21 protein-coding genes, 1 tRNA gene and 1 pseudogene are annotated in these 24,682 nt (G+C 27.7%); 15 read left to right on the top strand and 8 right to left on the bottom strand.

The annotated features are described in order from the left end of the window. Window positions 1–229: 229 nt before the first annotated feature. On the top strand, window positions 230–1,306 hold the full coding sequence (locus JG676_RS02015; protein ID WP_200217164.1) for an NAD(P)-dependent alcohol dehydrogenase: 1,077 nt from the start codon (window positions 230–232) through the stop codon (window positions 1,304–1,306). A 112-nt stretch (window positions 1,307–1,418) separates the two neighbouring features. Here the strand turns inward: JG676_RS02015 and JG676_RS02020 are convergent, their stop codons facing one another. The 5 genes and pseudogenes from JG676_RS02020 to hsdR all read right to left on the bottom strand — a co-directional run bounded on the left by JG676_RS02020 (window position 1,419) and on the right by hsdR (window position 9,359). Next, on the bottom strand, window positions 1,419–2,912 hold the full coding sequence (locus tag JG676_RS02020) for a type I restriction-modification system subunit M (protein ID WP_200217165.1): 1,494 nt from the start codon (window positions 2,910–2,912) through the stop codon (window positions 1,419–1,421). A gap of 159 nt (window positions 2,913–3,071) precedes the next feature. After that, a pseudogene (locus JG676_RS09180) lies at window positions 3,072–3,362 on the bottom strand (Fic/DOC family N-terminal domain-containing protein); the annotation flags it as partial. 119 nt (window positions 3,363–3,481) lie between these two features. After that, a complete protein-coding gene (locus JG676_RS02030; RefSeq protein WP_246801780.1) occupies window positions 3,482–4,741 on the bottom strand; it encodes a restriction endonuclease subunit S in 1,260 nt (419 codons plus the stop codon). Beyond that, a complete protein-coding gene (locus tag JG676_RS02035) occupies window positions 4,731–7,049 on the bottom strand; it encodes an AAA family ATPase (RefSeq protein ID WP_200217166.1) in 2,319 nt (772 codons plus the stop codon). Before JG676_RS02035 ends, JG676_RS02030 begins: the two co-directional genes overlap by 11 nt. A 3-nt stretch (window positions 7,050–7,052) precedes the next feature. After that, window positions 7,053–9,359, bottom strand: a complete 2,307-nt coding sequence (gene hsdR / locus JG676_RS02040; RefSeq protein WP_246801781.1) for an EcoAI/FtnUII family type I restriction enzme subunit R — start codon at window positions 9,357–9,359, stop codon at window positions 7,053–7,055. Window positions 9,360–9,705: 346 nt separating this feature from the next. On the opposite strand from hsdR, the gene fdhD reads away from it, so the two are divergent. The 5 genes from fdhD (at window position 9,706) to selD (ending at window position 15,089) form a co-directional block, all read left to right on the top strand. Further along, a complete protein-coding gene (gene fdhD, locus JG676_RS02045; RefSeq protein WP_200169848.1) occupies window positions 9,706–10,488 on the top strand; it encodes a formate dehydrogenase accessory sulfurtransferase FdhD in 783 nt (260 codons plus the stop codon). Next, complete coding sequence (locus JG676_RS02050; protein WP_200169849.1) at window positions 10,481–11,218, top strand: winged helix-turn-helix domain-containing protein; 738 nt, start codon at window positions 10,481–10,483, stop codon at window positions 11,216–11,218. The genes fdhD and JG676_RS02050 overlap by 8 nt, the downstream gene beginning before the upstream one ends. A gap of 72 nt (window positions 11,219–11,290) precedes the next feature. Next, window positions 11,291–13,393, top strand: a complete 2,103-nt coding sequence (locus JG676_RS02055) for a methyl-accepting chemotaxis protein (protein WP_200169850.1) — start codon at window positions 11,291–11,293, stop codon at window positions 13,391–13,393. An 86-nt stretch (window positions 13,394–13,479) separates the two neighbouring features. Beyond that, window positions 13,480–14,052, top strand: a complete 573-nt coding sequence (gene yedF, locus JG676_RS02060) for a sulfurtransferase-like selenium metabolism protein YedF (protein ID WP_200217168.1) — start codon at window positions 13,480–13,482, stop codon at window positions 14,050–14,052. Further along, window positions 14,049–15,089, top strand: coding sequence for a selenide, water dikinase SelD (selD, locus tag JG676_RS02065; RefSeq protein WP_200169852.1), 1,041 nt, complete (start codon window positions 14,049–14,051; stop codon window positions 15,087–15,089). Before yedF (JG676_RS02060) ends, selD begins: the two co-directional genes overlap by 4 nt. Before the next feature lie 165 nt (window positions 15,090–15,254). Here selD and yedF (JG676_RS02070) read toward each other — a convergent pair whose 3' ends face one another. Genes yedF (JG676_RS02070) through yedE form a run of 3 tightly spaced genes read right to left on the bottom strand, consistent with a single transcriptional unit; the run spans window position 15,255 to window position 17,563 of the window. After that, the gene (gene yedF, locus JG676_RS02070) at window positions 15,255–15,482 is read right to left on the bottom strand and encodes a sulfurtransferase-like selenium metabolism protein YedF (protein ID WP_200169853.1); all 228 of its coding nucleotides are present in this window, start codon (window positions 15,480–15,482) and stop codon (window positions 15,255–15,257) included. Between the two features lie 39 nt (window positions 15,483–15,521). After that, window positions 15,522–16,361, bottom strand: a complete 840-nt coding sequence (locus tag JG676_RS09185) for a pirin family protein (RefSeq protein ID WP_373563791.1) — start codon at window positions 16,359–16,361, stop codon at window positions 15,522–15,524. Next, complete coding sequence (yedE, locus tag JG676_RS02080) at window positions 16,361–17,563, bottom strand: selenium metabolism membrane protein YedE/FdhT (protein ID WP_200217170.1); 1,203 nt, start codon at window positions 17,561–17,563, stop codon at window positions 16,361–16,363. The genes JG676_RS09185 and yedE overlap by 1 nt, the downstream gene beginning before the upstream one ends. A gap of 179 nt (window positions 17,564–17,742) precedes the next feature. On the opposite strand from yedE, the gene JG676_RS02085 reads away from it, so the two are divergent. From JG676_RS02085 to ccoO, 9 genes are all read left to right on the top strand, one after another. Beyond that, window positions 17,743–17,840, top strand: a tRNA-Sec gene (locus JG676_RS02085). A 19-nt stretch (window positions 17,841–17,859) separates the two neighbouring features. Then, window positions 17,860–19,110, top strand: a complete 1,251-nt coding sequence (locus tag JG676_RS02090) for an adenylosuccinate synthase (protein ID WP_200217171.1) — start codon at window positions 17,860–17,862, stop codon at window positions 19,108–19,110. After that, window positions 19,107–19,535, top strand: a complete 429-nt coding sequence (locus JG676_RS02095; RefSeq protein ID WP_200169857.1) for a flagellar export protein FliJ — start codon at window positions 19,107–19,109, stop codon at window positions 19,533–19,535. Before JG676_RS02090 ends, JG676_RS02095 begins: the two co-directional genes overlap by 4 nt. Further along, window positions 19,528–20,049 carry a MotE family protein gene (locus JG676_RS02100; RefSeq protein ID WP_200169858.1) on the top strand — a complete coding sequence of 174 codons (522 nt, stop codon included), beginning with the start codon at window positions 19,528–19,530 and terminating at the stop codon, window positions 20,047–20,049. Before JG676_RS02095 ends, JG676_RS02100 begins: the two co-directional genes overlap by 8 nt. A gap of 69 nt (window positions 20,050–20,118) precedes the next feature. Continuing rightward, a complete protein-coding gene (locus JG676_RS02105; RefSeq protein ID WP_200169859.1) occupies window positions 20,119–20,670 on the top strand; it encodes a DUF507 family protein in 552 nt (183 codons plus the stop codon). After that, complete coding sequence (gene carA / locus JG676_RS02110; protein WP_200217172.1) at window positions 20,671–21,789, top strand: glutamine-hydrolyzing carbamoyl-phosphate synthase small subunit; 1,119 nt, start codon at window positions 20,671–20,673, stop codon at window positions 21,787–21,789. It abuts the gene before it with no gap. Then, the gene (locus JG676_RS02115; protein WP_200169861.1) at window positions 21,786–22,442 is read left to right on the top strand and encodes a sulfite exporter TauE/SafE family protein; all 657 of its coding nucleotides are present in this window, start codon (window positions 21,786–21,788) and stop codon (window positions 22,440–22,442) included. The genes carA and JG676_RS02115 overlap by 4 nt, the downstream gene beginning before the upstream one ends. Before the next feature lie 96 nt (window positions 22,443–22,538). Next, complete coding sequence (gene ccoN, locus JG676_RS02120) at window positions 22,539–24,005, top strand: cytochrome-c oxidase, cbb3-type subunit I (protein ID WP_200169862.1); 1,467 nt, start codon at window positions 22,539–22,541, stop codon at window positions 24,003–24,005. Between the two features lie 9 nt (window positions 24,006–24,014). Beyond that, window positions 24,015–24,680: a cytochrome-c oxidase, cbb3-type subunit II gene (ccoO, locus tag JG676_RS02125; protein WP_200169863.1), complete on the top strand. Its 666-nt coding sequence runs from the start codon at window positions 24,015–24,017 to the stop codon at window positions 24,678–24,680. Window positions 24,681–24,682 lie beyond the last annotated feature (2 nt).

Raw genomic sequence — 24,682 nt, forward strand, 5'->3', positions numbered from 1 at the left:
CTATAAAGCTTTAATTCAATTTAAGCTAAAACAATAAGTATAAATAATAAGTATAAGCTATATAGATATAGTATATAAGAATAAATTTAATTATTAAAGATAAAAATTTAAACACTCAATAAAGGAGGCATTAATTACTATAAATAAAAAATTAAGAATGTTTGAATTTATTATAAGTATAAAAGAGTATTAACAAATTTAAAAAATAAAACAATATAAAGGAGATAAAATGAAATATACTATTTTAGATAATGGACGCATACAAAGCAAAGGCTATGCAATGCTTAGTAAAGATGCTAAATTTACACCTTTTGATTTTAGCCGTCATGCCATTGGTGATAATGATATTTTAATTAAAATTTTATATGCTGGAATTTGTCATAGTGATATTCATACTGCAAGAAGTGAGTGGGGTGAAGCTATATATCCTTGCGTTCCAGGACATGAAATAGCTGGAGAAGTTATAGCTGTAGGAAAAAATGTAAGCAAATTTAAAGTAGGTGATTATGCAGGGGTAGGTTGTATGATAAATTCTTGTGGAGAATGTGATGCTTGCAAACGCTCACAAGAGCAATTTTGCGAACAAGGAAAAACAATTTATACTTATAATAGTAAAGATTGCTTCCACAATGATGAAATTACTTATGGAGGCTATTCAAATAATATTGTTGTGAGTGAAAACTTTGCCATTTGTGTACCAAAAGATGCTCCTATGGAAAAAGTTGCACCTTTGCTTTGTGCAGGAATTACTACTTATTCACCTTTAAAATTTTCCAATATCAAAGAAGGCTCAAGTGTAGCTATAGCTGGTTTTGGTGGGCTTGGTATGATGGCTGTAAAATATGCTATTAAAATGGGTGCAAAAGTAAGTGTTTTTGCTAGAAATGAAAATAAAAAAGCTGATGCTTTAGCAATGGGTGTGAGTTCATTTTATACAAGCACTGATAAAAATATCGTAAAAGAAAGATTTGATTTTATTATTTCAACTATACCAACTGCTTATGATCCTGTTGCATATATAGAATTACTTAAATTTGGTGGAGAAATGGCTATTGTTGGACTTCCTCCTTTAGAAAATGAAGTAAATATCAATATAAAAGATCTTATATTTAAAGCTGGAAAAAAAGTTTATGGCTCTTTAATAGGTGGTATTGCTGAAACTCAAGAAATGCTTGACTTTTCACTAAAGCATCAAATTTATCCAGAGATTGAACTTATAAAGCCAAACGAAATTGATAAAGCTTATGAAAATCTTACTTCAGGTAAAGCAAAATTTCGTTATGTGATTGATATGAGTAAAGAATAATTAATATTGATTAAATTTATAAAAATAAACACTCATATGAAATATAAATGATTTAAGCTTAAAGTGCTTAAATCATTTAAAATGCTCTAAAAGGAGCAAAAGTAAAATTACTTTAGACTTTTAGGGTGTTTTGTATTTTTTGTAAAAGCTGATCGGCTTTGTTTTGATTTTCTTTCAGAGTGCTTAAAATTTCTTCCACTTCGCGTAAAGCTTTTTCTTCTTTTAAATTTGGATTTTTAGCACTTAGATCATAATTTCTCTCTTCAAGCTCTTTTATACTGACTAAATAAGAATGAGGAGTAATTTTTCTTTCTTTATGGCATTTTAAAAATTCTTTAAAATGTGCGTATTCTAAAGGTTTGTTTTTAGTGAGTTTAAAAGGTGGTATAAGTTCATAATAATACACCTTATCATCATCTCTACAAATACAACTTTTTCCTTTTGAGAAGAAAAGTACATTGGTTTTTACTGCACTATAAGGCAAAAATACCCCGCTTGGCAAGCTTAAAACACACTCGAGATTAAAATTTTCTAGCAAGTCTTTTTTTACACTTATAAAGGCGTTGGAGTTTTGAAAAAGCACGCCTTCAGGCACGATGATAGCACACCTTCCGTTGTTATTTAAAGATTTTAAGATATGTTGTAAAAATAAAAGCTCAGTAGCATTTGATTTTATAGGAAAATTGTTTTGAATTTGTTCTTTTTCTTTTCCACCAAAAGGAGGATTTGCTAAAATCACTTCATATCTTTCGCTTTGTGTTATATCTGTGATTTTTTTATTTAGAGTGTTAGTTTTGATAATATTAGGGGATTTTACTTCGTGTAAAATCATATTCATCACACCCATTGCATAGCTTAGTGGAGTTTTTTCCTTGCCAAATAATGCTTCATTTTGCAAAAATTCAAGCTCTTCCACACTTAAATTTGCTTTTTTATTTTTAGTCCTATCTTCATACAAAATATGTAAAAAACTTTCCACTAAAAATCCACAACTTCCACACGCAGGATCATAAATCCTTTCTTTTGCCTTAGGATTTATCACTTCAACCATAGCCCTTATCAAAGGACGCGGAGTATAAAATTCCCCACTATTTCCTCCATCGCTTCCCATATCTTTTAAAAGTTTTTCATAAACTTCACCTAAAGCAAATACATCACTTTCTTTGCTAAAACTAAGTTCATCGACTAAATTTATAACTTCTCTTAGAGTGTGTCCGTTGGCTATGCGATTGTCTATAAATTCAAAAATCCCGCCTATTTTATACTCTATACTTTTGAAATTTTCATTATCTTTAAAGCTTTTTAGATAAGGAAAAAGTTCATTATTGACAAAACCAAGCAAATCGCTCCCGCTTAAAGCATTTTTTACATCAAGCTTACCTTCATTTGTTTTGGGTGCAGCCCATACTTTCCAGCTGAATTTTTCTTCTAAAATACTTTTATAATTTTTCGCATCTAACATAGCTTCTAGTTTTAATTCTTCTTCATAATCATCTAAAAATTTTAAAAATAATATCCAGCTAATTTGCTCACTATAATGCATCGCACCGCTTATGCCATCATCGCGTCTTAGTATATCTGTGATTTTGTCGATTTTATTTTGCATTAAAAAATTCCTTTTCTAAAAAGTTTTAAAAGTTCTATATTTATATAATAATTACTTCTACCCATTTTAATACATTCTAATATCCCTAAATTTTAAGATACTTTGAGGCACTTTGCCTAGAAACATCTAATTTTATCAAAAAATCTAATAGCTCATATCCTTTTTTAAAGCACTTTCATAGTCTTTTACTTCTTTTGCTGCCCTTGTGAGTTTGTTCTCATCAATTTGAGATAAAAAAAGCTCATCGTGTGTTGTGATGATATTTTCTATTTCACTTGAATCTTTTGCTTCTTGTAAAATTAAAGCATTGATTAAAATATTTGGGTTTGGAATGCTTTTGCTAAGTCCATTTAGTTCTGCTAATTTTCTTGAAGCTTGGATAATGAGTTGATAAATATCAGCATTTAGCTCTATTTTCAAGGGCAATTTTGGTGGTATAAATTCTTTCATAATTTTTCCATATGTTAAAATTTTTTAAAATTTTTAACATTATAAAAAGATATGTTAAAAAAATTAAAAATTTTTAACATATCAGGTCTTTGTGTTAAAACTTGGCAAATTTTTAACATTTATAATTCTCCCTTAAAAGCCTTATCAAGCAAGGATTGTTTAAGTTCTTGTAGATCTTTTATCTGTGCTTGATAATTTTGCTTTAAATTTTTTATATTTAAAGAAAGTTCATCTAAATATGAAGCAATTTGCTTTTGTTCTTCTAGTGGAGGTATAGCTATAGGGCATTTTTCTAAAACATTTAAATTTAATTTTGCAGTATGTGTTCCTCCGCCAATTTTATTATTGTTAATCCATATTTCAATAAAATGAGAATTTAGAAAATAGACCAAATAATCACTAATTATTGATATTTTAGGTTTTAAAAGTCCTAAGCTAACAAATATACTAAATTCAAATTCTAAATAGACTTTTATGGCTTTTCCTAAAGTTCCAATACGACAAATTAAAATATCCCCAAACTCTGGTTTAGCTCTTTTTGTGAGTTTATTATGTTCTTCTACTGAAATATATTTCACATCGCTTAAATCAAAAAAACCTTTAGAAATATTTTTAACAGATAAAAAAGGAATCCCTGTTTCTATATAGTTGGGTGTTTTGTGCGTCCCATCTGTAATAAAGCATATTTCTCCTAAACTTTTCCATTCCCAACCTTGTGGGAGTTTGTAGTTTTCCTTAGCATTATCTTTTAAAGGGTTAAAAGCTTTTTGTAATGCACTTTGCATTAATTCATCTAAATTTAACAAATCTTGCTCTAAAATTTTTATATTCTCATCTATTTTTGCAAAACTTTCATCTAAAATCCCCACTATCCTTTCTTGTTCTTTGAGCGGTGGTAGTGGGATTTGAATTTGTTTTAATCTTGTAATTGCCAATTTTGGTTGAGCAACTATTTTTGTAGAAGTTTGTATTTGTGTTTTAAATATATTTGATAATGTAAAAAAATACATAAATTTATTGGAAATATTGTTTTGAATATATTCTAGCTTTACAGCATTTTCTGTTAGAATAGCTCCGTTTAATTCTTTGGGAATAATACCGCTTTTTCCAATAGTTCCAGCAATGCTAATATATAGATTATCATCATAAATTTTATAATTTTTTAAAACATTGTAAGTGTTTTCATTGATAAATTTAATATTTTGTAAATTTATAGTCCCATTGTCCTGAAAATCCGCAACTCTTATATAAGCAAATTTTGTATTATTGTCTAATAAATTTTCACCCTTGGGAAGTCTTTTACCTCCTTTGATATTTGCAATTTCTTCAAGCTTTTTAACTTCCCAACCCTGTGGTAAATTTGTCATTTTATTTTGCATTGTCATTTTCTTCTATATCAAGGCTTTTTAATAATGCCTCAAATTGTTCTTTGTCTTTATTTTTAATATTTTCAATAATAATATTAATAACTTTATGTATTTCTAATAAATCTAAAGGCATTTTGGCTCTTTCAATATTTTCTAAATGAGAAAATTCGTTAATTACTCTATTAATTAAAATAGCATTCTCTTCTCCAAAAAAAATATAATATTTTGTCATTAGACTATCATTATTTGGATATTTAAAATACATATAAGTATCTAAAAATTTTCTAATATTATTTGCCAGACTATAATATGAATCTATAGTAATATTTGTGTTGTTATAGTTTTTAAAAATTTGCTCAAATAGATAATTAAATTCAGTTACATACTTACGAATATAATCAGGTAAAATTTTAATATCACTATTGTTTGTTTTTTCTATCAAATACATAAAACTTTTTTTATCATTTTTATCGTATCCTGTTAAACTTTTTAGGTATTTTAGAAAATCTAAATTATGCGTTGATATAAAAAGTTGAGAATATTTGTTATCTTTAATCTTTTTTGCAATTTTAGCTTCTATTAAAGAGAAGATAAAAAATATATGATTGTTATCTAGGCTAGAGATAGGGTCATCTATCCATATTATAGGATTTTTATCTTTAGTTTTTGCATCTTCCAAACTTGCCACAAAATAGCAAAAGGCTACCAAACTACACTCACCCTCACTTAAATTCTTAGCTTGTTTGCCATTCCTTAAAATCTCAAATTCTCCATTTAATTGTCCTTTGTCATCTTTTTTTACTTTTAACTCTAGCATATTATGTCCAAAATATGATTTTAAATATTTGTTTATATTGCTTGTAGAAGTTTCTAGATTACTAAGTTTTTCTTTATATTTTTCTATTCTACTTTCTAAAAGATCTATTTTGTTATTTTGTGTTGCAATACTTTTCTCCAAAGTATTTATATTTTGTTTTAAATTTTGAATTTCATCTTGTATAGCAAAACAATCACTATCTTTAGCAAATTTTGCTACTTCATTCAGTCTTAATTTTTCTCTTGCTTCATCTTGATTTGTTGATAATTTATTTGTGTATTCATCATTTTCTTTGCATAAATTTTCAATTTTATTTAATATTAAAAATATCTCATCTGAAAAATCATTTGTGTTTTCTAATTTTATAGGAGTAAAAACATCTTTTTGTTTTTCTTTTATTTTTTCCTCTATTTTCAATAGCTCTTTGTTATAATTCGCAATATTTGCTCCTAGCTGTTCTTTTAAGGCAATAAAACTATCTTTATAATTAGAATAAAAATTTTCATATTCAATATCTTGCAATATTTTTTTTAATTCTAGTTTATAATTTTCAAAATTATCTAGTAAATCTTTTAATTCTTCTTCAATTTTTTCTTTTTCTCCACTATCATCTTTTATGTTATTTTCAATCCAAACTATTCTTTCTAGTGTTAATGGGTTGTTGCAAAATTTACATTGCTGTGTAGATAAATGTTCTTTATGAAATTTCAAACCTTCTTCTAGCCATTGTCTTAATTCGCTTGTTAAATTTTCTTTAATGATAATTTCTTTTTCAAGAATTTCTGATGAATGTTTTAAAATACCTTGAAAATTATCTTTATTAAAAGTATTGTTGAAATTTGTATTGTGTTTTTCTTTATCTTCTAAGATTTTGATAAATTGATTTTGTTCTTCATTGTTAAGAATATAAGCGTCTTTATTATTTTTAATTATATTTAAATCTTTTTTTAATGCTGTCTTGTTGTATCTATATCCTTTCAAATAATTTGGATTTGTCGCTATCAAGCTAGCTTTTTCTGTAAATTTTTCTTCTAATTTTGTTTCTCTATCATCATTCAAAAACTCTTTTTTATCATTCTCTAATTTTTGCAATTTTTCATTTCTTGTTTTTAAAATTTTCTCTCTTTTTTCAATTATTTCTTTTATATTTTTTTGCTCCTCCCCTATGCTTTTAAAACCTTTTATATTCCCTTTTTTATCATATAGATAATTTAAGTTTTCCTTTACAAAATCGCTATTATAAACCCTAATATCTAGATTAGAATTTGTCACATCATTTTGGGTTAAAAAACTATCATCTTCTAATTTTATTTTAAAATTTCCTTCTAAAAAATCTTCATTATGTTTTTTAAGCTCAAAACTTCTAGCTATTCTTGAAAGTGTGGTTTTACCTGAATAGTTTCTGCCATAAAAGATATTAATTGTTTTAAATTCTTCAAGCTTATCCCATTTAAAATTTTCATAAGAACCAAAATGTATTTCATCAAATTTTAAAATTTTCATTTTTCACCCCGCATAAATCTCCCTTTGCAAATCATCAAAACTTTGTTTTAGAATTTCTAAGCCACCAAATTCATTAGCTAGTTCTCTTACATTGCCCAAAGAACTAAGCTCGATTAAAGGAGTTAGGCCTTCATCGAAATCTTTTATGCCATATTGTCGATATCTATCTAGTAAAAATTCTATAAATTTTATCGCTTTTTCTTTTTGAAAGCGTTTTAAAAACTCGCTATTTTCTACTTGCAAAATGCGCTCTTGTTTTGTTTTAATCTCGCTATTAAAACTCAAGTGTGCTAAAACATCGTATATATCACAATCTTTCTTATCAAAAATTTCACTCAAATCTTTCAAGACATTCTCATCTACTCCATCATTTTCAAGGGATTTTAAAAATTTTTCTCTATTTTTTTGATCACTCCAAATTTCACGCAATTTTGCTTCATCATCATAATACTCACCAAGCTTACCTATTAAAAATTCTAAAAATTCCTTAGTGCCAAGTGGCTTACCTTGTGCTCCTACATAACTTGTTGTGATATCTAAAACTTTGAGTTTTGTGCCTTTTAAGTGTATGGTTATACTCTTTTTTTCTTTGCTTTCTTCTTTTGTTTGTCTTGTATGCTCTTTAATGATTTTTTCTTTTTTATCTTTTTCTTTTAACTCTTCTATTTTTTCACCATCCCATTTTGGATCATAAAATAGCTTGCTAACTCCGACAAAATCAAAAATAGTAAAAAAGTCTTTATCTTCATAAACCCTAGTGCCACGCCCGATGATTTGCTTAAATTCTACTATAGAGCCTATATTTGCTAGCAATACTATATTGCGCACATTTTTTGCATCTACTCCAGTTGTGAGCATTTTAGAGCTTGTAAGGATTACAGGATAGCTTTTATCATTATCTTGAAATAATTTCAGATAATCAAGCCCTATCTTGCCTTCATCGCTTGTAACTCTTACGCAATAATCATCTCTTTTTTCACTCTTAAATTTATCAATAGCTCTTTTTACTTCGCTTGCGTGAGCTTGATTGACACAAAAGATGATAGTTTTATCCATAGGGTTTATAAGCTCTAAAATTTTCTTAGCGATAAAGTCATTATAGTTTGGTAAAAAGATATTTCTTTCAAATTCACTTTGTTTATAAAAGCCTTTTTCAAGCTCACCTTGTATCAAATCATCAGGGTTATAAGTGTAGCCATCGCTTAAAGTTGTTTTTATGAGCTTGACTTTATAAGGCGTTAAAAATCCATCTTCAATGCCACTTTTAAGACTATAATCATAAACACTCTCACCAAAATACTTATAAGTGTCTATGTTTTCTTCTTTTTTTGGAGTAGCGGTTAAACCAAGCTGAGTCGCATAAGAAAAATACTCAAGCACAGCCCTCCAGCTTCCTTCTTCATTTGCTCCACCCCTATGACACTCATCAATGATAATAAGATCAAAAAAGTCTTTTGGATATTGAAGATAAAATTTACTTTCTAGTTCTTCTTGCGTGTTTTCTTGTTCTTTGGAATTTGCAGCTAGACTTTGGTAAATTCCAAAGAATACATTTGCATTGGTGATGATTTTTCCATCATTTTTCTTTATCTCTTCAGCACTGATTGCTTTACAATCACTTTCTATAGGATTAAATTCTCCCAAGGCTTGATCTCTTAAGCTTACTCTATCACATAAAAACAATATCTTAGGTTTTTGATCTTTATTTTCTTTATTCCACCTTGCTTCAAGTAAGCGATAACATAGATTAAAAGCTATGGTCGTCTTACCTGTGCCAGTAGCAAGAGTGAGTAAAATCCTATCTTTGCCATTGATTAAAGCTTCTATGACTTTATCTACGGCTATTTTTTGATAGTATCTTAATGTTTTTTGTGGTAGATATAATTCTCTTTGGGTTAAAAGTTTGTATTGCCATTCTTTTAAGTTTCCATAAATTCTATCAAAAAGTTCGCTTGGGCTTGGAAATTTTTCTATATACTCACCTCTTGAAACTCTTAAATCATACTCATAGATTTTGTCTCCATTAGTACTATAAGCAAAAGGCACATTTAAAATTCTGGCATATTCTATACCTTGAGTTAAACCATCTAACGCATCTTTACTTTGTTTTTTAGCTTCTATAATGGCAAGATTGTTATTTTGAAATTTAAGCAAATAATCTGCAAATTTTCTCTTAGCTCTTTTATTGCCTATAAGTTTGCGTCCATCAGTAAAATAGTAATCTCTTATGATATTTTCTTCTTTCCACGAAGCTAATTTTAATTTTTCATCTATAAGTTTAGATCTTGTATCTTGTTCTGATAGCTGCATTTTTAACCCTAAAATGATTTTATAATGAAAAACATATTTTAACATATTGTAAATAAAAGTCTCAAAGAAAAAAACATAAAAGTTAAATCCAAAATATAAGCAATCTATTAAGTTATGATATGGGTTAAAGAATAATTAATATTGATTAAAAATATACCGCTAATATGAGATTTCTTTGATTGGCGGTATTAAATTTATTTTTTGATTTAAAGATTTTTATCATTTGATTAAATTTTTGATATTAGCCTGAAAGTAAGGCTATTGTTTTTATCAAGAGAGAATATTAACCCTTATTTATTTATACTTTTTTGCTATAATATTTTAAAATTAAATTAAAGAAGTTTTAATGGAGCCTTTATTTACAACGCAGATTTTAAAATATAAAGGCGATGAAGTTTTTACTTGTGATGATACTTTAGTTAGAGAAATTAAGCTTGAAATTTTTGTCAATGATGAAAAGGTGGGAGCTTTGATGGCAACACCTGTAGATGAAAAAGCTTTAGCTATAGGGTATTTAATGAGTGAAAATATCATTGCTAAAACGCAAGATATAAAAAGTATAGAGCTTAAAGATGATGGTATGAGTATCCATATAAAAGCAAAAATTGATAAAAAAAATTTAGCTAAACTCAATGCTCAAGGTGTTGTTATAAGTGGATGTGGTAGAGCTCATACAGCAAATATAGATCCAAAAAGCATAGAAGCAAGTAAGATCGTAAGTTCTATTAAATTTAGTAAAAATGAAATTTTAAAACAGATGAGTGAGTTTTATACTCAATGTGAGCTTTATGAAAAAACAGGTTGTGTGCATACAGCTAAACTTTTTGTAAATGAGAATGTTTTTTTTATAGGAGAAGATATAGCTCAGCACAATACCATAGATAAGGCTTTAGGTAAAGCAAGACTTGAGGGGATAGATTTGAGTCAATGTTTTTTAATGGTAAGCGGAAGACTTAGTTCTGAAATGGTTGCAAAGGCTATAATGCACAAGGTCCCGATTCTTGTTTCAAGAACAGCACCTACTTGTTTAGGTGTGATGATAGCAAGAAAATTTAATTTAACGCTTTGTGGTTTTGCAAGAGAAAATAAAATCAATATTTATAGTGGAGAATCTAGAATTTATGGATAATAAACAAGAAAAAAAAATTATTACTTATATGAAAGAAATGTTAAATAGCAACGAAAGATTAGATTGCGGTACGGCTTTTAAAATTGCTAAGAAATTTTCAAAAACAATTGAAGAGATAGGGCAAATTGCTGATGAAAATAGTATTAAAATCGATAATTGTGAATTAGGACAATTTGGACATTTAGATTTTGAAAAGGCTAAAATTGAAGTTTTAAAATCAATTGAACCTTATCTTGATGAAAAGCGTCGCATTTTTTGTCAAGATGCGAGAGAAATTTCTAAAAAAGGTTGTGGATTAAAAGCGATGCGTTCAGCTTTAAGGACTTATAAAGTTGATGTGAAATATTGCAAACTTGGTTGTTTTAAAGAAAAAAAAGGAAAGCAATTTATAGTTAGAACTAAAACGTGGATTGAAAATGCTGATGGAGATTTGCTTTTTGGTAAAGGTAAAACAGAACTTCTTGAGCTTATAGAACAAACAGGAAGTCTTTTGAGTGCTTCAAAACTTATGGGAATAAATTATAAAAAAGCTTGGATGCATTTACAGATTTTACAAAAAAATTCTCAAGAAATTTTAGTAAGCTCAAAACAAGGACGCTCTAAACAATCCGGAACAAAATTAACTTCTAAGGCTATAGAGCTTATGGAAAATTTTAGTATTTTGCAAAAAGATATAGAAGAATACGCTAATAAACGTTTTAAAGAATTATTTTTCACTAAGAAAAAATAATATTTTAAGCTTTTTTTGTTTTTTGTTAATATATAATTTAAAATTGTAAATATTAGTTTTACTGGAGGAAATATGTTTAAGTCTTTAAATATAGGTTTAAAGCTTGTTTTGTCAGTAGCTGCTATTGTAATATTGGGTTTAGTTATTTTGATTATGCTTATTACTAAACAAGTAAGTAGTAATATCATTAAAGATACTGAAAACATTATCGAATCAAATTCCAAAGGATATGCTACTCATACTCAAGGTATAATTGATGAAATTACCTCTTTAAATAAGAGTGCAGCAAGTACTTTAACAGACATGTTTAGATCAACAGGCAAAGATGATTTAGATATTGATAATATTACAAATATTATTACTAATATCCTTGATAATGGTGCAAATGCTGATATTGCTTATTTATATCTTTTAGATCCACCTGAATATTTTAAAGAAGAAAGTAAATTTTTTAAAACTCAAAGTGGTAAATTTGTTATGCTGTATGAAGATGAAGATGTTAAAAAAGGTGGTATTAAAATACTTCAAGCTACAGATGAAATTATAAATTTTCCAACAACAAAAGATATACTACAAAATGCTCGATATGGAGAGGATAAAATATATAGTAATGCCCCTCTTAAAATAAAATTTGGAGATACTGAGTTTTTTGGAGTAAATATAGCTTCTCCAATTTTTGATAAAAAAGATAAAGTTGTGGGAATTATAGGAATGACTTTAGATTTTGATCAAGTAGCATCATATCTTTTAGACCCAGAATCACAATTATATGATGGAGAATTAAGATTAGTTTTAAATTCTGATGGAGAAATAGCCGTTCATCCAAATAAAAATTTAATCCTTAAAAAACTTCAAGAAGTTAATAACGTAAAAGGAAATGATCAAATTTATCAAGCCATTAAACAAGGTGAAAATCGAATTTATAATAATTATATTTCTACAACCGGACTTGAATCATATGTAAGTATTAGCCCTTTTAAAATTGGAGATAAGTTATGGAGTGTTATGGTTGTATCACCTCAATATTCTGTATTTGAGCCTTTAAAGAAAATACAATTAATGATTATTGGAGCTTCTTTATTTTTTGTTATTTTTGTTTTAGCAGTTGTATATTATTGTGTGCAAAAAATAGTTGGTTCAAGGCTTCCTATTATTTTAAATTCTTTAGAATTGTTTTTCCGCTTTTTAAATCATGAAAAAGTTCAACTTCAAACAATTAAAGTAAGAGCCAATGATGAACTGGGTAAAATGAGTGAAATTATCAATGCAAATATCGAAAAAACAAAAAGTTCTTTAATGCAAGATGAAGATGCTATTAAAGAATCAGCTCAAACAGCAAAAGAAATAGAACTTGGTAATTTAACAGCTAGAATTACTAAAAATCCAGCTAATCCTCAGCTTGTTGAGCTTAAAAATGTATTAAACAAGATGCTTGATGTTTTACAAAATAAAATTGGTTCAAATATGAACGAAATTAACCGTGTTTTTGATAGCTATAAGGCGCTCAATTTCACTACCGAAGTAAAAGATGCCAAAGGTGAAGTTGAAATTACAACTAATATTTTGGGAGAAGAAATCAAAAAAATGCTTATTGCTTCTTCAGATTTTGCTAAAGAATTAGCAAGTCAATCTCAAGAATTAAAAACTTCAATGCATAAATTAACCGAAGGTTCTAATTTACAAGCAAATTCTTTAGAACAATCTGCCGCTGCAGTTGAGCAAATTAGCTCATCAATGCATAGTGTTAGTTCAAAAACAGTTGATGTGGCAAGTCAAGCAGAAGATATTAAAAATATTGTCAGTGTGATTAAAGATATAGCAGATCAAACTAATCTTTTAGCTTTAAATGCTGCTATTGAAGCTGCACGTGCAGGAGAACACGGAAGAGGTTTTGCTGTTGTGGCTGATGAGGTAAGACAATTAGCAGAAAGAACAGGAAAAAGTCTTTCTGAGATTGAGGCAAATATCAATATCCTTGTGCAAAGCGTTAATGAGGTTTCAGAATCTGTTAAAGAGCAAACAGAAGGAATTTCTCAAATTAATGAGGCTATAGCTAAACTTGAAAGCATTACTAAAGAAAATGTTGGAGTAACAAATGCAACAAATGATATCGCTAATCAAGTTGATGAAATTTCAAATGCTATTTTAAATGACGTTAATAAGAAAAAATTCTAATTTTTATCCGCTTTAAATAGCGGATATTTTGATTATTTTAAATTAAAATATTTCTTTAGTTTTTTATATAAACTTTAGGGAAAATTATGAAAATCGATTGTCGTAATCTTGTTTGTCCTGAACCAGTAGTTAAAACCAAAAATGCTTTAGAAAATCTTAATGAAGGTGAAATTTTAGAAATTCTTGTAAATTCTCCTATTTCAAAAAATAATGTATTAAAATTCTTAACTTCTTTACATTTAAATGCAAGTTTTGAAGAGTGTGAAAATGAAATTTGTATTAAAGTTTATAAAAGAAATATCAATTTAAATCATATAAACAATGATGAATATAGTGTTTTATTTTTAAAAGCAGATAAAATAGGAACTGGGGAATTAGGTGAAAATTTACTTGTTGGTTTTTTGGCTAATTTAAAAAATATAAATCATATTCCAAATAAAATTATTTGCGTGAATGAAAGTATTCTAATCAATACAAATGAAAATCATAAAGCTCACAAAGCTATGAAAGAATTAGAAAATTTAGGTGTTGAAATTATAAGTTGTGGAGCTTGTTTAGAATTTTTCAATAAGACAAGAGAGCTTAAAATAGGCAATATTGGCAATGCTTATGAAATTTTAAATGAACTTTTTGGTAAAGCAAAAATTATTACTTTATGATAGGATATATTTTGAAAGAGTATAAAAATCAAAATTTAACTCATTTTGTTAAAGCAGCAGGTTGAGCAGCTAAATTAAACCCGGGTGGTCTTAAAACAATTTTAAATTTTATGCAAAGCTCTCCTTTTTTATTAAGTGGTGTTAATAATAACGAAGATGCAAGTGTATATAAGCTAAACGATGATTTAGCTTTAGTGCAAACTTTAGATTTTATCACTCCTATAGTAGATAGTGCATATCACTTTGGTGCTATAGCGGCTGCAAATGCTTTAAGTGATGTTTTTGCTATGGGTGCAGAAGTAATTAATGCTTTAAATATCGTAGGTTTTGATAGTAAAAATCACTCTTTAGACATTTTGAAAGAAATTTTAGAAGGAGCAAATGATAAAGTTAAAGAATGCGGAGGGTTGATTACTGGTGGTCATACTATAGAAAGTAATGAGCTTTTTTTTGGTCTTAGTGTTACTGGTAAGGTGTATCCTAATAAATTTATAGCTAATAATACTTCTAAAATAGGAGATATAATTATCCTAACTAAGCCATTAGGAACAGGTATTTTAAGTACAGCTTTAAAAGCTAAGCTTTTAAAAGCAGAATATTTAAATGATATGCTTGAAAGTATGATGAGTTTAAATTTAAAAGCTGCTCAGGTTGCTTTAAAATTTAAAATAAATGCTATGAGCGATGTTACAGGATTTGGACTTTTAGGACATTTAAAAGAGATGATAAATGATCAAATCAGTTTTGAAATTTTTAAAGGTCAAATTCCTTATTTAAATGGAGTAAAAGAGTATTTTGATATGGGATTAATTTCAGGAGGAGCTTATAAAAATTTTGAATTTATTAAAAATTTATACCCTTACATAAAAGAAGAATATCTTATATTATGCGATCCTCAAACTTCTGGTGGGCTTTTGATTGCTATCAATGAAAGTGAAGCTTTAAAACTTTTAAAAAATTTAAAAGATGAAGGTATTGAAGCTAGTATCATAGCAAGAGTTTTATCAAAGCAAAAAGATAGTTTTATTTTTAATTAAGTTTTTAACTAAATGATATTTTTATCAAGAATAAAGTATAAAATTTTATTAGAAGTTTGTTTTGATATCTTAATATAATAAAAAATATATTAAAAAAAGAAAACTATAATTAAATGGTATTTAGATTCGATGATAAATTTAAATAATATAAAAGCTTGAGAAATTTTAAGGTTTTTGGATTAAAAACCTTAAAGTAGGTCCATTTTGTTCGATTTTAAGCACATTAAAACCACGATTTTGGGCATCTTTAGGTATAGAATTAATGCTTTGTGGGCAATCACATAAAACTTCTAATATCTCACCACTTTTAAGTTGTGGTAAAACTTCTAAAGTGGCAATAGCTGGATAAGGACAAGCCTCGCCTTCTAAATTTAATGTGTAATTTATAATCATTTTTATCCTTTTAATAAAAATATATAAATAATTTTTAAATTAATAATTAGTATTTGTTTTTAAAAAAGTTCCATTTCTTAGCTCTTCAAAAGCCAAATTTAACTCTTCTTTGGTATTCATAACTATAGGCCCACCCCATTCACAAGGCTCATTTAAAGGTGTAGAACTCATAAAAAGAATTTGAGCTTTTTTATCCGTGCTTTTTAGTTCAAAATACTCTCCTAAACTAAGTTTTACTGCTGTTTTTTCTTTCACTAATTGATCATTAATATAAGCGTCTCCTTGTAGTAAAAAAAGCATAACAAAATAGTCTTTTTTTGTATGAATGATTTGTGTTGTATTAGGATTTAAGTGAATGTCATAATAATCAAAAGGCAAAAATTGGCTTTTATATCCATTTATACCTTGATATTCTCCTGCTAAAATTCTCATTTTAGCATTTTCTAAATCAAGTTCTTTAATTTCATCTTCTTTAATGCTCTTATAAAATGGAGAACTCATTTTATCTTTTTTAGGTAGATTAAGCCATAGTTGTATTCCTAACATTCTTTTAGATGGATGTAAAATTTCTTCGTGTAAAATTCCACTTCCAGCACTCATCCATTGCACCTGCCCATTGTGTATAGTATCTGTATTTCCTAAACTATCCTTGTGAGTCATTGATCCTTCATAAACATAACTTATAGTTTCAATACCTCTATGTGGATGCATAGGAAAGCTTGCTTTATAGTCATTAAAATCTGTGCTATCAAAACAATCAAGCATTAAAATTGGATCAAATTCTTTTATAGTTTGTGGTCCTAAAACTCTTATAAGTTTTACTCCGGCACCGTCTATAGTTTCTTTTCCATATACAAGTTTTTCTATCTCTCTTTGTATTAATTATCCTTATTAAAAAAGTATTGTTTATATGTTATAGTCCAAATAAAAAGTGATAAAAATAATACAAGGCTTATAATCAAACCTTCTAAATTCCCAAAAGTATTTAATAGATTGATTTTTACACCTTTTATAAAATAATGAGGCAATAAATCATAACTTAATGCTAAAATCATAGTTCCTGCAATATTGGCAATGCCTACTATTACAAAATGAATTTGCCCTTCAAAAGCCCTATAGGTCCAACCACATTCACAACCTCCTGCAAAGACTATGCCAAAACCAAACAAAAAAGCCCCTAACATAAGAGCAGGTGAAATTTCTATTATTTTACTTGTATGTCCTTGCAAGATAAAAGCAAAAGCTATAATATTAGCAAGCATCATTGCAATTAATGCTGCTTTTATTGCATTATCTCTTTTGAATAAAAATAAATCTCTAAAGCAAGAAGTAAAACAAATTTGACCTTTGGCAACTAAAAAACCAAAAATAAAACCAAAAATTAAAGCTAAAGTTAAAAGACTTTTTCTATTTTGAAGACTAATATCTCCATTTATAAAAAAAAGATAAATTATTAAAAATAAAAATATTATAAATAATATTATTCCTAATAAAAAATAAAATTTTGCAAGTAAGGTGTTGTTTTTTAAAACTTTGTCTTCTTTATCAACGCGTATTAATCTAGCTTTTGGTTTAAAAAAAGAAATATTGCAAATTTTTACACCTATATAAATACCTAAAATCATAAAAAAAGTAAAAACCCAAGTATGAAGTGAAAAATAAGGAAGTCCAGTAAAAAAGTTAGCAAGATTACATCCAAAGGCTAGTCTAGCACCATAACCTGAGAGAATTCCGCCTATAATAGCTTGAAAAACACGTATTTTACTAGCCGGAAAGCGAATTTTGATTTTATTAGATAAAAGTGCTGCTATAAAACAGCCTATAAACATACCAAGAATCATAACTCCATCAGTTCTTGTTAAGATATTGCCTTCTAGATTTTGTTTTTGATAATATGAATATCCATCTAAATTTAAACCTAAAAATTCTAAAAATTCTCCACCCAATCGTGTAAATTCTCCAGTAACAGCCCATACATTACCGAAAATTCCAAAATATACAGCACTTAAAATTCCAAGCAAAATAAAAACGCGTGTATTATCCCAAAAAGAAATTAAATATTTTTCTTTAAAAGAATTCATAAGAAGATTCCTAATTGTAATTATCAAAACCTTGATACTTAAGAGAAAAATTATAATTTAAATTAGTAAAATTGTCAAAAATATAATTAAACTTTTTATAGCATTAATTTAATTTTGTTTTTATAATTTAACTACATATTTTAATAATATTTTGTTTTTTATTTAGTTATAATAACAATGGAAGATAAGCGTATCTGGTGATCGCCACTGACTTCAAATCAGATGAAAGGGTAGCTGGCTATTCTTTGGGGAGTTCGATTCTCTCATCTTCTCGCCATACAAATAAGGATAAAAAAATGAGTAAAGCAGATATTGTTGTTGGTGTGCAGTGGGGCGATGAGGGAAAAGGTAAAATTGTTGATAAATTATGTGAAAATTATGATTTTGTTTGTAGAAGTGCAGGAGGGCATAACGCAGGTCATACAATATGGGTAAATGGAATTCGTTATGCACTTCATCTTATACCCTCTGGAATTTTGCATCCAAGGAGTATTAATATTATCGGAAATGGTGTTGTTGTTTCCCCTGAGGTTCTTATCACAGAAATGGCACAATTTGATAATTTAAAAGGAAGATTATATATTAGCGATAAAGCACATTTAAATTTAAAACATCATTCTTTAATTGACATTGCTAAAGAGAAATTAAAAGGTAAAGATGCTATTGGAACAACAGGTAAAGGTATAGGTCCATCTTATGCAGATAAGATTAATCGTAATGGTCATAGAATGGGAGAGCTTTTAAATCCAAGAAGATTGTGTGATGATTTAATAAAATATTTTAATGAAAACAAAATTTTCTTAGAATTTTTAAATGTAGAAATTCCAACAGAAAAAGATTTGTTTGATGATTTAAAGCGTTTTAGTGAGATTTTATCTCCTTATATTACAGATACCACAAGAATGCTTTGGAGAGCTTTAGATGAAGATAAAAAAGTTCTTTTAGAAGGAGCTCAAGGTTCTATGCTTGACATAGATCATGGAACCTATCCTTACGTTACAAGTTCAAATACCATTTCAGCAGGAGCACTTACAGGACTTGGTTTAAATCCTAAAGAAGTAGGATCAATTATAGGTATTATTAAAGCTTATGCTACAAGAGTTGGAAATGGAGCTTTTCCAACAGAAGATAAAACTCAAGATGGTGAAAAAATTGCTCAAATTGGTAAAGAAATTGGTGTAAGCACTGGACGTAAAAGACGTTGTGGATGGTTTGATGCTATAGCTGTTAAATATGCAGCAAGATTAAATGGACTTGATTTTTTAGCTTTAACAAAATTAGACGTTTTAGATGGTTTTGAGAAAATTAAAATTTGTAAAGCTTATGAATATAATGGTGAAATTATAGATTATATGCCAAATGATTTAGAAAATGCCAAGCCTGTTTATGAAGAATTAAAAGGTTGGGATAAAGTTTTTGGAATAAAAGATTATGATTTGTTACCTAAAGAGGCTAAAGAATATATAGCAAGATTAGAAGAGCTTGTAGGAGTTAAAGTGAAATTTATCTCTACAAGTCCTGAAAGAGATGATACTATTATTCTATGAAGAGTAAATATAGCTCAATCGTTGATGTAAGAAAACAACAACTTGATAAAGCTGAGTTAAATTTAAGTCAAGCTAAACAAAGAAAATTAGAAAATGAAAGAAAATTTGAACTTTCTAGGCAAGAATTTTATGATTTAAATATCTTGCCCAAATCAGGAAATACCCAAGAATTAAGATCAAAACTTCAAATGGCTAATATTGCAAAAGAAGCTTTAAAAAGGGCAAAAGAAAAAGTAGAATTATCAAAAAAAGAAATAATTCATTATGAGTTTTTATATAAAAAGGCTCATTTGGATTATGAAAAAATAAAAATTTTAAATGCACAAGAAGTAAAAAAGAAGCTTAAAGAAATACAAAAAGCAGAAGAGAAATTTCTTGATGAATTAGCTATAAGTAGATTTGTTAAAAAGGAAAAAGATGAATAAAATAATATTTTTAAGTTTTTTATTGGTTTTATCTTTACAAGCAGTTCCTCAAAACTGCGAACAATATTTTGAATCAAAAAAAGCTCAACTTGAACTTCAAACAAAAGAATTTGATGAAGCAAGACAATCTTTAGAAGCTTTTAAAGCTTCTTTTGAGGCATTGCAAAAAGAAAAAATGCAAGAATTAGCTACAAAAGAAGCAGAAGTTAATGCAACTTTAGCACAAATTGATAATTTAAAAAAAGAAAATGCTAGACTCTTAGAAGAGAAACAAAAAATATTAGATACTATTAATGAAAAAACAGAAGGAAGAGTAAAAGAAATTTACTCTCAAATGAAAGATGCAGCTGTTGCTAATGTGTTAAGTCAAATGGATGCTGAAGATGCGAGTAAAATTATGCTTTCTTTAGATTCGAGAAAAATTTCAGGGATACTTTCAAAAATGGATCCTCAAAAAGCATCTGAGCTTACTTTACTCCTTAAAAATATGGATAATAATACAAGTTCAAATTAAAACTTGTTTTAATATTCTTTTACCTAAAATAAGTTATCATTTTAAAATTATTTTTAAAAGGTTTAAAGAATGCGTATAAAATTACCACATATTCCTTATATCGCTAATAAAATCACATTAGACATTGTCCATTGTTCTTTTATTGAAATTAAAGATCAATTGGAAAAAATTAATTTATGTATAAAAAATGTTTTAGAAAATGATGTATTAAACGAAAGAAAATTGGATGAAAAAGTAAAAAAAATCCTAGAAGAGCAAGAAGAAGAAATAGAATTTATGCAAATAGATCGTAAAAATATGTTTTGGCTTATAAAAAAAAGATTAGCAAATGAATTTGGGGTTATTTTAAATTTGGAAGATAGGCATAATAATCTAGCACACGAGATTTTAAGTGAATTAATTGATAACGATTATATAAATTTTCTTGTTTCTGAAAATAGGGTTAAAAATTTAATTTTTTCAAGCATAGAAGAATATTTAAAAATTTACGAAGAAATTGAAGATGAGGTTTATGAAAAAATAAGTAATTATAAAACCAAACCTATTCCAGGAAGTGAAGAATACGAACTTATTTTTGAAAAACTTTATCAAGAAGAACTTAGAAAAAAAGGAATGTTTTAAATGAAGGCTTATGTGTATTTAGAAAATGGTATTTTTTTAAATGCTAAAGCTTTTGGAGTAAGTGGGACTTTTTTAGGAGAGCTTGTTTTTAATACTTCTTTAACAGGATATCAAGAAATTATTTCAGATCCTTCATATGCTGGACAATTTATTGTTTTTTCTATGCCAGAAATTGGTATAGTAGGGGTAAATGATGATGATAATGAAAGTGATGAAATTTTTGCTAGCGGTATAATTATTAGAGAATTAAATAATTATTTTTCCAATTTTAGAGCCAAAGAAAGCTTACAAGCTTATCTTAAAAAGCATAATAAAATAGGTATTTATGATATAGATACAAGATTTTTAGTAAAAATGATAAGAGATAATGGGAACTTAAGAGCTATTATCTCAACAGAAATTTCAAATAAAGAAGAATTAAAAGAAAAGTTAAATTCAAGTGCTAAGTTTGAACAGATTAATTTTGTTGAAAATGTAAGTACTAAAAAAGTATATTCCTATAAAAAAGGTGCTTGGAATCATAATGCTCAAAAATTTAATTCTCCTCAAAAAAATTCTAAAAAACTTGCTGTTATTGATTATGGAGTGAAAAAAAATATTCTTAATGAGCTTGTTGAAGTAGGTTTTGAAGTTGATGTTTTTCCTTATAATACTAAAGCTAAAGATTTAATTGCTTTATACGAGCAAAAAAAAATTCACGGAATATTTCTTTCTAATGGTCCAGGTGAGCCAAAAATTTTAAAAAATGAAATATTAGAAATTAAAAAACTCATAGAAGCTAAAATACCAATACTTGGAATTTGTTTAGGACATCAGCTTTTAAGCAATGCTTTTGGTTATGAAACTTATAAAATGAAATTTGGTCAACATGGAGCTAATCATCCTGTATTAAATTTAGAAAGCAAAAAGATCGAAATTACTGCTCAAAATCATAATTATAATGTTCCAGAAGAACTTTGTGAAGTGGCAATCATTACGCATAGAAATTTATTTGGAGATAATGTAGAGGGTGTTAGATATAAAGATTATCCTATTATTTCAGTTCAACACCATCCAGAAAGTTCATCAGGACCTCACGAGAGTAAATATATTTTTAAAGAATTTTTGAATTTAATGTGAATTTAGATCTTTTAATCTTTATAGGTATTGCTTTTTTATCAAGCTTTGGGCATTGTTATTCAATGTGCGGAGGCTTTATTTTGCTTTTTTTAAATTTAAACAAAAAAGCAAAAAATTTATTTATTCTTCAAATTATTTTTCATTCTTTTAGAATTTTAACTTATATTTTTTTAGGCGTTATATTTAGTTTGATTGGAAATTTTTTTATTATTAATACAACAATTCAAAGCTTATTTTTTTTTATTATAGGTTTATTAATGATTTTTTTAGGTTTTGCTTTGATATTTAGAGGTAAAATTTTATTTTTAATTGAGAATCATATTTTATATGAAAAATTTATAATAAAGATATTTCAACGAGCTAAAACTTACAAAGGCATAAAATCAGCTATATTTCTAGGTTTTTTTAACGGCTTTATACCTTGTGGTCTAGTTTATTTTTTTATAGCTTCAGCTATGAGTAGACAAAATATTCTAGAAAGTGCTTTGATCATGTTTATTTTTGGACTTTCTACTTTACCAGCTTTATTTCTTTTTTCTTTAATAGCTAAATTTTTAAGTGATTTTTTTAGAAATATTTTTAATTATATTGCTTATATTGCCATCATTTTTTATGGATTATATTTATCTTTTATGGGTTTTAAAAATTTTTAATTTTGTAACAAATCATTAACTATTTTAATTTTTTAAGAAAAAATCTATTGTTATTATTTTATAATAATTAATTATTAAAAATTCTAAGGAGAATTGATGCATCCAGGTAATATGTTAAATTACGATTATACGGTTGCTAAATATTTTATGTTTACTACTATAATTTTTGGGATAGTTGGAATGGCTATAGGAACTCTAATAGCTTTTCAAATGGCATATCCTAATTTAAATTATTTAGCAGGAGAATATGCTACATTTTCAAGATTAAGACCTTTGCATACTTCAGGGGTTATCTTTGGTTTTATGCTTTCTGGTATTTGGGCAACTTGGTATTATATAGGACAACGTGTTCTTAAAGTTAGTATGGCAGAATCTCGTTTTTTAATGGCTATAGGTAAAATACATTTTTACCTCTATGTTTTAACTATGCTTATTGCCATTATTTCTTTATTTGCGGGAGTTACAACTTCTAAAGAATATGCTGAACTTGAATGGCCACTTGATATTATGGTTGTTTTAGTTTGGGTCTTGTGGGGTGTTAGTATTTTTGGTCTTATTGGAATTCGTAGAGAAAAAACCCTTTATATATCTCTTTGGTATTATATTGCAACCTTCTTAGGTATAGCAATGCTTTATCTCTTTAACAATATGGCTGTTCCTACATATTTTGTTTCTGGTATGGGAAAATGGTGGCATAGTGTTTCTATGTATGCTGGAACAAACGATGCTTTAGTTCAATGGTGGTATGGGCATAATGCAGTTGCTTTTGTCTTTACTGTAGGAATTATTGCTCAAATTTATTATTTTTTACCAAAAGAAAGTGGACAACCTATTTTTTCGTATAAGCTTTCTTTATTTGCATTTTGGGGCTTAATGTTTGTTTATCTTTGGGCTGGAGGACACCATTTGCTTTATTCTACTGTTCCTGATTGGATGCAAACTATGGGTTCTATTTTTTCTGTTATACTTATATTACCTTCTTGGGGATCAGCGATTAATATTTTACTTACTATGAAAGGTGAATGGGAGCAATTAAGAGAAAGTCCATTGATTAAATTTATGATTCTTGCTTCAACCTTTTATATGTTTTCAACGCTTGAAGGTCCTATTCTTTCTATAAAATCTGTAAATGCTTTAGCTCATTTTACTGATTGGATTCCTGGCCATGTTCATGATGGAACATTAGGTTGGGTTGGTTTTATGACTATGGCAGCACTTTATCATATGACTCCTAGAATTTTTAAAAGAGAGCTTTATAGCAAATCTTTAATGGAGGCTCAATTTTGGATACAAACAATAGGAATTGTGCTTTATTTTAGTTCGATGTGGATAGCAGGTATTACACAAGGAATGATGTGGAGAGCTACCGATGAATATGGAAATCTTCTTTATGCTTTCATAGATACTGTTGAAGCTATTATTCCTTATTATTGGATTAGAGCTATTGGAGGATTATTGTATTTGGTAGGATTTTTTATGTTTGTTTATAATATTTATAAATCAATTACTTGTGGCAAAGTGCTTAATAAAGAGCCTAAAAATGCTTCACCTATGGCAATATAAGGAGAAAAAATGTTTAGTTGGTTAGAAAAAAATCCATTCTTTTTTGCTGTAGCGGTTTTCATTGTAATTGCTTATGCTGGAATCATAGAAGTTTTACCAAATTTTGCAGAAAGTGCAAGACCAATTGAGGGTAAAAAACCTTATTCTGTTTTACAACTTGCAGGAAGAGCGATTTATATTAAAGAAAGTTGTAATGCATGTCATTCTCAGCTTATTCGTCCTTTCAAGTCTGAAACAGATCGTTACGGGATGTATTCTTTAAGCGGTGAATTCGCTTATGATAGACCTTTTCTTTGGGGATCAAAAAGAACAGGACCAGATCTTGCACGTGTAGGGAATTATAGAACTACAGATTGGCATGAAAATCATATGTTAGATCCAACTTCCGTGGTTCCTGGATCTATTATGCCTTCTTATAAACATATGTTTACTAATGATGCAGATATAGAAACAGCTTATGCTGAAGCTTTAACTGTTAAAAAAGTTTTTAATGTTCCTTATGATAAAGAAGGACAAACTAAACTTGGAACTTGGGAAGAAGCGCAAGAAGAAGTTAAACTTGAAGCTAAGAGTATAGTAGATGAGATGAAAGATCAAGAAGTAAAAGATGCTTTTGCTAGAGGGGAAATAAAAGAAATTGTAGCTTTAATTGCTTACTTAAATAGTTTAAAGTAAAA

The sequence above is a fragment of the Campylobacter sp. 2018MI34 genome (genome assembly GCF_016598975.1).
In the GTDB taxonomy this organism is placed as follows: domain Bacteria; phylum Campylobacterota; class Campylobacteria; order Campylobacterales; family Campylobacteraceae; genus Campylobacter_D.